Source organism: Saccharophagus degradans 2-40 (assembly GCF_000013665.1).
Taxonomy (GTDB): Bacteria; Pseudomonadota; Gammaproteobacteria; order Pseudomonadales; family Cellvibrionaceae; genus Saccharophagus; species Saccharophagus degradans.
On the sequence record NC_007912.1, the window covers coordinates 3,067,882 to 3,081,110 of the forward strand.

General features: G+C 48.1%; 11 protein-coding genes. 7 read left to right on the forward strand and 4 right to left on the reverse strand.

The genetic code is table 11. The features are described 5' to 3' along the window. The first annotated feature begins 149 nt into the window (after positions 1-149). From SDE_RS12690 to SDE_RS12700, 3 genes are all read left to right on the forward strand, one after another. The gene (locus tag SDE_RS12690; protein WP_011468901.1) at positions 150-2,411 is read left to right on the forward strand and encodes a DUF3857 and transglutaminase domain-containing protein; all 2,262 of its coding nucleotides are present in this window, start codon (positions 150-152) and stop codon (positions 2,409-2,411) included. Between the two features lie 47 nt (positions 2,412-2,458). Then, positions 2,459-3,805, forward strand: a complete 1,347-nt coding sequence (locus SDE_RS12695; protein ID WP_011468902.1) for a hypothetical protein — start codon at positions 2,459-2,461, stop codon at positions 3,803-3,805. Between the two features lie 117 nt (positions 3,806-3,922). After that, on the forward strand, positions 3,923-4,594 hold the full coding sequence (locus tag SDE_RS12700) for a YceH family protein (protein ID WP_011468903.1): 672 nt from the start codon (positions 3,923-3,925) through the stop codon (positions 4,592-4,594). 68 nt (positions 4,595-4,662) lie between these two features. On the opposite strand, the gene SDE_RS12705 is transcribed toward SDE_RS12700, so the two are convergent. Then, the gene (locus SDE_RS12705) at positions 4,663-5,631 is read right to left on the reverse strand and encodes an OmpA family protein (protein WP_011468904.1); all 969 of its coding nucleotides are present in this window, start codon (positions 5,629-5,631) and stop codon (positions 4,663-4,665) included. Between the two features lie 215 nt (positions 5,632-5,846). On the opposite strand from SDE_RS12705, the gene pyrC reads away from it, so the two are divergent. Both pyrC and rnt read left to right on the forward strand, forming a co-directional pair. Beyond that, complete coding sequence (pyrC, locus tag SDE_RS12710; protein ID WP_041325735.1) at positions 5,847-6,887, forward strand: dihydroorotase; 1,041 nt, start codon at positions 5,847-5,849, stop codon at positions 6,885-6,887. Positions 6,888-6,898: 11 nt separating this feature from the next. Then, entirely contained in the window at positions 6,899-7,594 is a 696-nt protein-coding gene (gene rnt / locus SDE_RS12715; protein ID WP_011468906.1) for a ribonuclease T, read from the forward strand. A 76-nt stretch (positions 7,595-7,670) separates the two neighbouring features. On the opposite strand, the gene SDE_RS12720 is transcribed toward rnt, so the two are convergent. Continuing rightward, the gene (locus tag SDE_RS12720; protein WP_011468907.1) at positions 7,671-8,273 is read right to left on the reverse strand and encodes a peroxiredoxin; all 603 of its coding nucleotides are present in this window, start codon (positions 8,271-8,273) and stop codon (positions 7,671-7,673) included. Positions 8,274-8,628: 355 nt separating this feature from the next. Between SDE_RS12720 and SDE_RS12725 the strand changes: the two genes are divergently transcribed. Both SDE_RS12725 and bfr read left to right on the forward strand, forming a co-directional pair. Continuing rightward, a complete protein-coding gene (locus tag SDE_RS12725; protein ID WP_011468908.1) occupies positions 8,629-8,835 on the forward strand; it encodes a bacterioferritin-associated ferredoxin in 207 nt (68 codons plus the stop codon). A gap of 160 nt (positions 8,836-8,995) precedes the next feature. Beyond that, on the forward strand, positions 8,996-9,469 hold the full coding sequence (gene bfr / locus SDE_RS12730) for a bacterioferritin (protein WP_011468909.1): 474 nt from the start codon (positions 8,996-8,998) through the stop codon (positions 9,467-9,469). A gap of 78 nt (positions 9,470-9,547) precedes the next feature. Here the strand turns inward: bfr and SDE_RS12735 are convergent, their stop codons facing one another. After that, positions 9,548-10,315 (reverse strand): hypothetical protein, encoded by a 768-nt coding sequence (locus tag SDE_RS12735; RefSeq protein WP_011468910.1) that lies wholly within the window; start codon positions 10,313-10,315, stop codon positions 9,548-9,550. Positions 10,316-10,361: 46 nt separating this feature from the next. Then, positions 10,362-13,052: a serine/threonine-protein kinase gene (locus SDE_RS12740; protein ID WP_011468911.1), complete on the reverse strand. Its 2,691-nt coding sequence runs from the start codon at positions 13,050-13,052 to the stop codon at positions 10,362-10,364. Between the last annotated feature and the right edge of the window lie 177 nt (positions 13,053-13,229).

Below are 13,229 nucleotides of genomic sequence, written 5' to 3' on the forward strand. Positions count from 1 at the left end.
TACCGAATGCCCTGACCGATTTGTTTATGATACATTTAGTTGGTACCCGCACCACTATTCGAACGAACACACGCGGTTTACATAATATGGAAACAAGCCCCAGCAATTGAGTGCTAGGCCCAGATATAATGACACGATTGGATTGATACATGACCTTTTTACCCCCGCGCAGCTTTTCATCACCTTTGCACCTTGCCACCCTTTTTATCCTCTGCTTTTTTTGCGGTATCGCACATACAGAGCCCAAACCCATGCAGGAGCCACCGGTAAAAGCTAGCCTCGCGCCGTCGCTGCAAGCACAAGCCCAAATACCCGCCACTGCGCACGAAGCGGAGGTGCTGCACGCAATCAATACCAGCAGCGTCAAGGCCAGCGGCCACTGGGAGCAGCAAAATTACTACTCCATACGTATCAATACACTCGAAGCCGCGCGCGATTACGGCCGCCTAGCCATTCAATACAACCATTACTATTCGAATACAAGCCTCGACTTCGCTCGCGTGCGCTCTGCAACCGGTAAAATCAACAACCTCGCCAGCGATGCCGTGCAGGTGCGAGTAACGGGAGGCGGGCAAGATTTCTATTCCGACAGCAGTGAATTGGTTTTTTCTCTGCCCGATGTTTCTCCTGGCTCAATTATCGAGTTTCAGTATTCGCAAACCAGTAACGAGCTAGCCTTTCCCGAGCTTTTCACCGAAAGAGCCATGCCCTACTGGTTTCAAGCCAAAGTGGGCAATGACGGCTGGCGAGGCGACTATGTTCATAACTACAGCCTCACTCTCAATGCGCCTAGCGATCTTACCCTCCACACCAAAGCGTTCATGGGGTTCCCCGCCAAAGCAAAAACCAAAAAAGCGAATGGCATCACTACCCGCACCTGGAGCATTAATAAGGTTGCCCCACTCTACCCAGAAAGCTGGAGCGAAGACCTGCACAAGCTTGCCCCCATGCTACGTATATCCACGCTCAATAACTGGAGCGCTGTGGATGCATGGACTTGGAGCAACGTGAAGGACAAGATCCAGCCAACCGACGAACTTAAAGCCATTGTTTCAAGCTTCAACCTAGCCGAAAACGCGACGAGAGAAGAAAAGATTCGAGCGGTATACAGCTACTTACAATCCAATATTCGGTATGTGTTCGCCCACTTGGGCCGCGGTGGCTATGAACCCCACTTCGCCAATGAAATTGTTGCCAATAATTACGGCGACTGTAAGGATCAAACCGTTGTAGGCGTAGCGCTTTTGCGCATGCTAGGTGTACACGCTCTTCCCGCGCTGGTAGAAACAGCTTCGGCTGGCCGCAGCGATACAACGCTGGTCAATCTCATCTTCGACCACATGATAATTTACATACCAGCCAGTGGAAACTACGCCCCCATCTGGATGGATACCACTGGCGATCGCAGCTTATACCCAGGTATGTCTAACTACGCCAAAGGTCAAACGGCTTTAATCGTCGATGGCACTGGCGGCAAGCTCACCACCATCAACGAAGGCTTTGTAGATGACTACGCACACGTAAAGCTAGATTATCACCGTCCACACAATGGCGAAATGCAAGTTGATGTACGCATAGAACTATCAGGCTTTTTCGAGCAAAACATTCGCAACTGGTGGATTCACAACAACGATAGAGAAACCGATATTTCAAACTTTCTCTCTTCGCTATTTAGCAATTCGCTCGACTTTAGTGTTGTAGGCAACGTTAAAAACAGCGAGAAACTTTGGCAACCAGCATATATAGAAGGCACGTTAACGTTTAAAAATAGTGAAGATAACTTTGAAACTTTAGGCGCGAGTTTTGGCCAAGCAAATAATTTGTTTGGCAATTACTCCAGCATGCAAATTCCAGATACAAGAAAGAATGCGTACTGGGACGTAACTGAATGGAAGCTCTATTCCACCTCTACTTTTCGTGGTACCGATCACACCATCCCCACGTTGTTAGGTGCCAGTGACGATATGACCACCCCATACTTCACCTTAAAACAAAAAGGCGAAGTAAAAGGTAACGATTATGTGGTAACCATGGAATTCACCAAACCCATGCACCATTTAAGCGTTAAAGAATATCAAGATTACTACGCTCAGCTAACAAAGCTAAACCAAATAGGCTCGTGGATGGTAAGCCAGCGGGCCGCACCTGCAGACTCGGGTCTGGCAGAGCTAGAAAATATAAAAAGTAAAAATGGCGAGAAAAGTTTCTCCTATCAACTAGCGCTAGCACGCCACCGCATTGAGCTAGGCAACTTCGAAAAGGCGCTGGAGCCCGCGAAAAAAGCAGTGGCGCTAAACAAAAAGAGTGGCGAGGCATGGCACGTACTCGGCATGGTTCAGGGCTTCAATTCATTAATTGAAGATTCAATGGCATCGTTTGAAAAAGCAGAGAGCCTGGGTTACTTGCCCTAACCCATAACGCTTAAAAATAACGACACCAAGGACCATGGACTACAACAATGAAAAACAAATATACCAATACCCTAAGCCGTGCAGTGACAATTGCGGCGACTGTGCTCGCTTTAAGCAGCTGCGGGACCAATGCCCCCAAACAAGACACCCCCGCCTTTAAAAAGCCTCTTACCGCCTTCGATTATTTCGACATGGGCGCAGAGCAATACAATCGCTGGGAGCAAACCGAGCAGCTTATGCCGCTGCTATTAGCCGAAAAGCTATTTGCTAAATCGCTGGCCATGCAACCAGACAACATTAACATCCAACAAGCTCATTACGACACGCTAATGTGGGCCAGCTTTTGGAAAAATGATTATTCCGAGCAAGAAGTAGAAGCCGCGTTTAACGCGCTAAACCCGTTTATACGGCAAGATGTGAGCTCGCCGGCCAAAATCAGTTATGCTCGCTTGAGCGGCGACGCAAGCGCAGACACTCTTATTCCTATTTTATTTCGCGCCATCCAACAGCAGCCGCGCAATGCGCACACTTGGAAAGAGCTAAGCGAACAATACGCTGAAAAGGAACACGACTGGATGGCCGTAGCCGCTGCTGAGCATGCGGTAAAATACGCACCAGACGACCCAGAAAACAACCAACGTTTAGCCTACGCAATAAATGGAGTGATTGAATCTCGCGCATGTAACTTCGAACAAAAACCACTTCTTAAGCGCTCAGCCTACTACGGTGCAAAAGCCGCAGCGGCAGACAAAGAAAACGCTGACACCGCGGGCCTAGTAGGCTTGCAATACCTACGACTAGGCTTACACCCTTTAGCGCATAAATTTGCAGCGCAAGCCTATTCCTTAGAGCAAGACGCTTGGAACGGCTCGCTGCTAATAGATACCTATATAAACTTAAATAAATACCAAGAAGCCGCCGAACTTGCGCAAACTTTATTAAGCAATGGCTTAAAGTACGCCGAGCCCTACCGCGACTTTGCGCTCTACAAAGCCAGCACTGGCCACTGGGATGAAGCTTCGCTTGAATACCGTAAGCTTGTAAAAAAAGACCCAGAGAATATTTATTACAATTTAATCGCAAACTGGCTGCAGTCTATTTCGAACAACACCCCACTGCCACTTATGCTAGAAAACGTGCAACTTAATAACGACTGGGAAAAGATACTCTACAATTACCTAACTGCAGAAAAAGCGCCAGCGACAACGCCAGTAGATCAAGCCAAAGATGTATGTGAACTGGCCGATGCACACTTTTATACCGCGATGCGCTTTTGGCGCGACGGCGATAGTGCCAAAACCCAACAGCACTTAAAGCTTGCTCGCAAACAGGGGGCCACTTGGTTTCAAGAACATTTCTGGGCGGGTGTACTACTAAAAGAATTACCTATGTAACCTAACAAAGTAACAGCAATAAAGTAACACCCGAAAAAACACAACCTTCCGACAACATGGTTAGCTAACCGCGGTTATGCTAACCAAATAACAACAAACGGACACAGGCGCATAGCAATGAAGTTATCACTTAACGAAACCCGCGTTATTGGCGTATTAATTGAAAAGGAAGTTACCACCCCCGACCAATACCCAATGTCACTTAACGCCTTAACCAATGCATGCAACCAAAAAACAAATCGAGAACCGGTTTTAAACCTCTCCGAAACCGAAGTGCAAGAGAGTTTAGATGCATTGGCAAAGCAAGGGTTAGTGGTCGAGTCTAGAGTCGGCAATCGCATACCCAAGTACAAACATAGGTTTTGCAATAGCGAATTTGGCGAGCTGCAATTCACCAAGCAAGAGCTAGCAATTGTATGCACGCTTTTTTTGCGCGGCGCTCAAACACCCGGGGAGCTGCGCACTCGCACAAATAGACTGTGTACATTTGCCGATGTGCAGGAAACAGAAAAGGTACTTCAGGGCCTCATTGACCATAGCCGCGGTAGCTATGTGGTAAAACTGGAGCGCGAGCCAGGCAAGCGCGAATCGCGTTACGCCCATCTTTTTAGTGGCGATGCAGCCACAACAGTTGCGCAAATACCGGCAACCACCAATACTTCAACCCCAGCGCAAAGCAATAGTCCACAAAACAATGCAGAACTGCTTGAACGAGTAGAAATGCTTGAATTAACAGTAGAAGAGTTACAGAACCAAATAAATAAATTAGTCGAACAACTTGGCGGCTAACTAACCGGGGCCACTAAATTTTTAACTGCTAGCAATTAGTAGTTTATTACTAGCCATTAGCGGCCCTTCTATTGTTCGTTCGCATCGCCGGCATGGGCGCGCTGACCATCCCCCACTGCGGCAGCAGTGTCGCTTTTACCCCCTAGAGGCAAAACATCTATTTCTTCAATGCGCTCTAAGCGCACTGTTACGCGTCGGTTGCGCGCCCTGCCGTTTACCGTGGCATTACTAGCTACTGGGTAGCGCTCGCCATGCCAACGAATCACAATCCAATCTTCGGGTATACCACGGCGCTTCAAATAAGTAGAAACAAGTTCGGCCCGCGTTTTCGACAGTTCTAAATTCTCGGCCCTATCGCCATTACTGTCGGTGTGACCGTCGATATAAAACATCCTCAACTTATTGTCGTGTTTCACCAACGCAAGAATTTTATCTAATTGCCGCTGCAATCCGGGGCTGAGCACATCGGTTTCACCTGGCTCAAAATACAAAGCCGTGCGCTTTAGCTGATCAAAATTGGCGGGCAGTAAACCTGCCAAGCAATCCAAATAACGGCGATAGGCTTTCTTAAAGCCAATACTAGACAGCGCCAGCTCAGCCTCTTCGGCCTCGCTGTTAAACCAAACTTTTTGCTTTATGGCTACCTCGTTGCCCTCACTTAACTCGGCCATCATGCGCTCGGCCCAAGTAGTATCTAACCACAGCGGCCACTTACCCTGTTTAATGGGCGCCGCCCCCATAAGACTTTCGCGCTCTTCTTCATTGGGGTTAAACCACACAGGTATTCGCGTCGTTAGCTTGGCCTCGCCCGCCTTAAAACGAGAGGCCTTAGCACTTAGGAAAAAGCCAGACCGTTCACCCGCACGGGTACGAAATACCGCTTTGCCGTAGTAAGGCACCGTGTGTTCAAGCCTACATTCAAACACCGAGCTGCGCGCCTCCCACTCACTGGTATTAATATGGTTGGAATAGGTAACCGCCTGCGCCGGCAACGACACAAGTAAGCACACCCAAAACCCAACCCAAATATCACGCATAACTGGCGTCCCAATAGACATTAAACGGCACTACGCACCCTCTCCTATAGGATTTCGGCAGCGCGAGGGGAAACTTTAGAACGATGCAATAAAAGTGGAATTAAGGTAGCATGCAAGCCACACACAAAACGCCGACTCGCAACATGCGCAGAAATCGGCAACAACGCTAACCGCCTGTGGCCACAGGCTTGAATGCCAATAAGCAGCAAGAACTCATGTCTGAAAAAATTACTCTTACCGCCCCCGATGACTGGCACATTCACCTGCGCGACGGCGATGCCCTCGCATACACCGTATCCGATGCCGCCCGCAACTTTCGCCGCGCCATTATTATGCCTAACCTTGTGCCCCCCGTACTAAACGCCAAGCAGGCACTAGATTACAAAGCACGCATTCTTGCCCACGCACCGGAAGACGCCGACTTTACCCCGCTAATGGTGTTATACCTTACCGAAAAAACCAGCCCCGCAGACATAGCAGAGGCAGCGGCCAAAGGCATAGTGGCCTGTAAGCTCTACCCCGCCGGCGCCACAACCAATTCAGACTCAGGCGTTACCGACATAAAAAACTGTTACGACGCCCTTGCTGCCATGCAAGAGCACAATATTAAGCTTTTGGTACACGGCGAAGTTACCGATGCAGATATCGATATTTTTGACCGCGAAGCAACCTTTCTAAGCCGCACAATGGAGCAGCTTGTTAAGGACTTCCCAACGCTAAAAATCGTTTTAGAGCACATTACTACCGAAGATGCGGTCAAGTTTGTACTTAAATCAGGCCCCAACGTAGCGGCAACCATTACTGCGCACCACCTTTTGTACAACCGCAACCACATGCTCGCAGGCGGTATACGCCCACACTATTACTGTTTGCCTATTTTAAAGCGCAGCTCGCACCAGCAAGCTCTAATTAGTGCTGCAATCAGTGGTAACCCAAAGTTCTTTTTAGGCACCGACTCTGCCCCCCACGCAAAAAGTAAAAAAGAAGCTGCTTGTGGCTGTGCAGGTAGCTACACCGCTTTTGCCGCGCTACCACTTTATGCTGAGGCATTCGAAGAAGCCGGCGCACTCGACAAACTAGAAGATTTTGCCAGCCATTTTGGCCCCGACTTTTACGGCCTACCGCGCAACACAACAAAAGTGACCCTCACCAAGCAAGCATGGACAGTACCGTCCAACCTGCCCTTCGGAAGTGATACGCTAGTGCCAGTTAAAGCTGGCGAAACGTTGAATTGGACTCTGACACCAGCGGAATAAGCAGAATTATTGTGACAATTGAAAACGAAAAATTAGATGAGAACGGTAAAACACCTTTTGCAGCTCGATTTCGCGGTTTTTTGCCCGTAATTGTTGACGTTGAAACAGGCGGCTTTAACAGCCACACCGATGCTCTATTAGAAATTGCTGCAGTTACCCTAAGAATGGATGAAGACGGGGTTCTGCATCGCCACGAAACCTTCGACTTCCATGTAGACCCATTCGAAGGTGCGAACATAGAGCAAAGCGCACTGGACTTTACCGGCATAGACCTAGACAGCGACGACCGCTGCGCCGTGCCGGAAGATATAGCCATTAACGAAATTTTCCGCTCTGTACGCAAAGCGGTAAAAGAGAACGGCTGCAACCGCGCAGTGATGGTTGCACATAACGCGCACTTCGATTTGGGCTTTGTTAACGCCGCCAGCAACCGCTGCGATGTTAAGCGCAACCCCTTTCACCCATTCTCGTGCTTCGATACAGCCACACTATCGGGCTTAGCCTTTGGCCACACCGTTTTAGCACGAGCATGCCAGCTAGCGAAAATTGAGTTTAGCAACCGCGAAGCCCACTCTGCAGCTTACGATGCAGAAAAAACAGCCGACCTGTTTTGTACAATTGTAAATCGCTGGAAGGATCTAGGTGGCTGGCCACTACCAGTAGGCGACAATCTAGCCATGGATGAAACCAGCCTAGAAGAAGAGTAAACTTTTCGTTTTACTACACATAAAAAAGCCGCTATGGATTGCTCCACAGCGGCTTTTTTACTTTAAACGCTTAACCTTATAGGTTTGAAGCGTTCTCAGACAAGTAAGCAGCAACACCTTCTGGTGATGCAGTCATACCTTTGTCACCGTCTTTCCAGCCAGCAGGACATACTTCGCCGTGCTCTTGGTGGAATGCAAGTGCATCAACCATACGCAACATTTCATCTACGTTACGACCTAATGGAAGATCGTTGACCACTTGGTGACGCACTAAACCATCTTCGTCGATTAAGAAAGAACCACGGAAAGCAACACCGCCTTCTGATTCAACATCATAAGCCTTACAGATAGCGTGAGTCATATCTGCAACCAAGGTGTATTTAACTGGGCCAATACCACCTTCGTTTACAGGAGTGTTACGCCAGGCGTTGTGAGAGAAGTGAGAATCGATAGAAACACCGATCACTTCTACGCCGCGCTTTTCAAATTCCGCAATGCGGTGGTCGAAAGCCAACAACTCAGAAGGACATACAAAGGTAAAGTCTAGTGGGTAAAAGAATACTACAGCTTTTTTGCCTTTAGTTGCTTCAGCAAAGTTATAGCTGTCTACAATCTCACCGCTGCCTAGTACAGCTGGTGCGGTAAAGTCTGGTGCTTGTTTTCCAACGAGTACGCCCATGGTAGTTCTCCCTTGAGAATGTGAGTTTTATTTTACGCCTAGCAGGCACAGCGTATGTGCCCGCCTATATAACAGGTGGGGCTATCATACACCCCCACCCTCAACCCCTTGATTAAAAATCTATATAGGGTTGATAGGTTTTGCCTAAGTTGATTAAGCACTAGCCAGTGCCAACAAACCTTGTACAAGTTCCACAAACTGGGGGCAGCCAATACAAATTACAAGTGTCCGCCCAAACCTACCTGCTTATTGTTAAAGAATAATTAAATTACGAACATCCATATCTAAACGTTATTGACAATCGTTCTTGTTTGCATTAAATTTACCACAAGTTTGATTAATTGAGATTTCCACCATGTATGTTTGTCTTTGCAAGGGCATAACCGATTCGCAAATCCGCACTGCGGTTAACAATGGCGCAGAAAGCATGCGCGCTGTACGCGATCAACTAGGCGTGGCATCTCAATGCGGCAAATGCTCTTCTTTTTGCAGAGAAATCGTTCGCGAAACCTTAGAGAACACCGCCGATCTTGGCGCAGGAAGCTTCTATCAGGTAGCTTAAACACTCTTTGGCGCCATACCTGCTCGTGTAAGGCAAATCAAAATACTTCTCATCATTTTTAGCGCTTATTTTCCCCTGCAAAATCAAGCAGTTAGCTTGACACACCCCTCCTACAGGCGCACACTTCGGGCACGTACCAGCACCAAACAAGGAGCCCGCCATGAAAGGTGACCCCAAAGTAATTGAATTTTTAAATAAAGCTCTCGGCAACGAGCTAGTTGCTATTAACCAATACTTTTTACATTCACGCATGTACAAAGATTGGGGCCTAAAGGAACTTGCGGATCACGAGTACGAAGAATCTATCGATGAAATGAAGCATGCGGACCAGCTTATCGAGCGCATATTATTCCTTGAAGGTCTTCCAAACCTACAAAGCCTTGGCAAATTGCTTATTGGCGAAAACACCAAAGAAATGCTCGAATGCGACCTAAAGCTAGAGATGAAGGCAATACCAGACCTGAGAGATGGTATTGAGTATGCCGAATCTGTGCGCGATTACATTAGCCGCGACCTGCTTCAAAGCATTTTAGACTCAGAAGAAGAGCACGTAGATTGGCTGGAAACCCAATTGGGCTTAATCGAGAAAATTGGAATTGAGAACTACATGCAAGCCAAAATGATCAAGGCCTAACACCTTCTGGCCTAGAATCATCATCTATTCAGCGAAGGCTAACACCCAGCCTTCGCTGAAAATCTTTACGTTACCCCACTACTTTAAAATTGCAAACACACCTAAAGAATAGGCGCGCTTCTCTTTGGCATTTTTTAAGGAAGATGGCGAGATAGCAGTCCCCAGCTGTAGTGATTTACTAGACAACGCCGTAGCCCCCGTACCCTTATCGAAGGTTACATTCACATTGCCGTTAAAATCGTACGCAATAACATCGCCTTGCTGAATTCCCACACTAACGCCAAACTCTACGCGCTGCTCGCCAGCACCGGCCACCGTTAAAGTATTACTACCCCATATAACCACATACCTATCATCTACCGGCCTAAGCACATACACTTTTAGCGAAGTTGGGCCTGTAAAAAAGCCAGCTACCCCACTTAAATTACCAGCACGTGGCACGCGGTTGCCTAAGTCTACCAATACCCCCGGCCCCTCATGTGCGCTGGAACGCTGCACCAACTCACCGCCAACATAGTCTAACAAATCGCTAGCGACCATGAATGCCTTAAGGGAATCGACCTGCGCCTGCACAAATTGACGCACCTCTGTGCGTAGAGACAAAGACTCTTCTACGCGCGAGCTCTTTTCGGTATCCAGTACTCCCATTACCCGCTTCAACTCAGATATTTCGCCCATTAGTTGCTTTTTATCTGTTTGCAGCCCCACTATTTCTTGCTGAGCCTTAGTGAGCTGGTTTTGCAGGTTGCTGTTTTTCACCTCTAGCTCTTTCACATTGGCAGGTGACTGACATGCAGCTACTAGCACCGAAGTTGCCGCTATAATGGATAATTTATGGGATAACATACTATTTCTCTTGTAGGCGTTAAAAACACACAACAGGTCAAACGGGTTAATTTTGAACACGGAAAAGTGTTTTACTTAGTACCTTGCCGTCTAAACGCATGAACACAGTGTAGCTGCCATTCGGAAAGCCCTCCACCGCTCGATTGATACTAAACTCAGATAACCCTTCACTACCCGTAACTATTACTGGTACCTGCGCGATCTGTAGCGTTTCAGTACCGTCGGTCAGCTCCGCCTGAATAACGGCAGTGTCGCTTTGAAAATTTTCAAATTGAAACGCTATATGAATAGACCTGTCCGCAACAATAGTATTAGCTTGCTCACTAGGCGGCCCGCCAACGGGCTGCCCTGACACCACTAACCGTGTAATACGGGGGGTTTTTGCGTATTCAAGCTCAGCAATGCGCTCATTCACACTCAGCGCTAATTGTTCTAATACGGCAAGCCCTGGGGAATCTTGCTGAGCTTTATCCACCAAGGATCTCGCCGTATCGAACTGCTCTGCTTCCACCAAATCAAACACGCGCAGCGTAAATAATTTTTGCGCTTGGGCAAGGCCATCCTTTGCGGTAGCGTTGTTCGCATCTACATTTAACGCCCGCTGAAAAAACGTATAAGCATTGCGATTTGCTGGCGAAAAATAGTCACCATTGGCGAGCGCCTGCTTACCTTCTGCCAACGCTTTTTCAAGTTTCGCCGTGTTTGCTCTACCTTCAACAATCTGTTTTTTAAGCTGCGCAGCACTGTTGGAATCTGGCGTTATTGCAAGCGCTTTATCTACATAGGTTGCAGCTTGCGACCACTGCTCACTCGCGACGTGTTTGCGCGCATACCCTATTAGTTTATTGGCAACATCATCTAATCTGGCAGCAGCAATACTATTTTGAGGGTCTAACGCGATAACCTGCTGGTACACATCCAGCGCGTTTTCACCTGCTGGTCGCGTCAATGCATTCGCTTGATAATAACTATCCGCTTTAGCCAACAGCCCATTAATATTTATTTGCCGCTCAACACTCGCTTCAATATCTAAAATTTCCTGCTGGCTTACATCAGTAAAAATTGCTTTGTATTGATCTAACCCCTTTTGTGCAGCTTCGAGTTTATCTTCGGCCACTAGCGCAATAATTTTATCTGCCTCTTGCTGCTGTAAAGTTTCGAACTCTGTTTGTAGCAGTTGATTCTCTGGCTGCAACACGAGCAGTACGCCGTAGGCTTCCACCAATTGCGCCAGTACGGCTGGCTCGGTTTGAAAGTGCGTTTTGAGCGTGTCTAAATTTTGTTTAGCTGCAACAATTTCGGGGGCCTCTGCGGGCGAAACTTCAACAGGGCTTTCTGCATGGTCTAGTTCAGATGCATTATCACCCTGCTCGCCAGATACCACCGCAGGTGTCTCTTGCTGCTGAGCAGAGTCTGCCGAGGCCGGTGCTGCAACTGGCTCACTGTTCGCAGGTAAATCGGTTGCGCCGCTTGGCAGAGATGAAACAGGTTCCGGTCTAGATACTGCGGGGGCTTCGGAGTCGCTTTCGAACAGCAGCCCCTCTGCGGCGGCTGCTACTTGATCGATATAGGCAATACCTTCATCTATCCACACGCTAGCGGTTTCTGGCTTTTGCTGATAAAACACGCCGCCAGCCACGGCACACAGCACGAGCGCGCCAGCAACCCAAGGAAACCAACTGCCTTTATGCGCGTCGTCATCGTCTTCGTAAACGACTTCATAATCTTCTTCAGTGGTAGTACTGGCCGCTGTATTGCGCTGCCTTTTGGCTGCAGATTTTAAATCTCCCACCTCGCGTTGAATGGTAGGTGCAGTGATCGTATCCCCTATCGTGTCCTCTATAGTTATCGCTGAGGCGAGTCTCGTGGGGGCATCTGGGTCACCCGGCTCTGCACGCAAAGCGATTGCATCCGCCGCCATACGCTCAGCATGCTCAAGCACAGGTAAATCTAAATCATCTAAGGCATCTATCAGCTCTTTGGCGCTTTGAAAGCGATCTTCTACCTTTTTGGCCATTAACTTATCAATTAACGGCTGCAGCTGATTATATTCGGCAGGTAACAACGGAATTGCTTGAGTAATATGTTTTATACCTATTGCCACAGCCGATTCAGCATCGAACGGCAACCTATTTGCGAGCAGCAAATAAAACACCACGCCTAAGCTGTACAGGTCTGCTCGGTGATCTACCGCTAGGCCTTTAGCCTGCTCTGGGCTCATATAGTGGGGCGTACCGATGGCGGTGCCGGTTTGCGTCATCGTTAGGTCTGATTCAGCTGCGCGCGCAATGCCAAAATCGGTAAGCACTGCCCTGCCATCGGACGTATGGAAAAGAATGTTTTCTGGCTTAATGTCACGGTGTACATAGCCCTTACTGCCAGCGTAATCCAGCGCTTTAGCAATATCGCGAATAGCCGTTACTTTTTGTCGCAAAGAAAGGGAGCGTCGAGACTGCTTAAGATCTAAGCCATCTATCACCTGCATAGACAGGTAGTAATACCCCTCATGCACACCTACATCGTGTACTGTCACTATATTTGGGTGTACCAGCTGACTAACAATTTTAGCCTCGCGCATAAATCGCTGACCAAAACTTGGGTCTTCGGCGAGGGATTTTGACATGACTTTAAGCGCAACTTCGCGCTCGAAGATTTCCTGCTCGGCCAAATACACGGTGGCCATACCACCCTTGCCCAGCGTGCGAAGAATTTTGTAACCAGGTAAATTAATAGTCATGTAATTGCGTATTTAGTAAGCACCTATTGCAAGTGTTTGTGGCTAACGGTTATTTTTTGCGCTTGAGACGATGTAAGTTCACGCGATTATTCTATGCCGGCAACCATATCGACACTATGTTAGCCTGCCCTTGCGGTGGTTGATAGAGAAAAGAGCCAAAAGACTTAAATAGCGCTG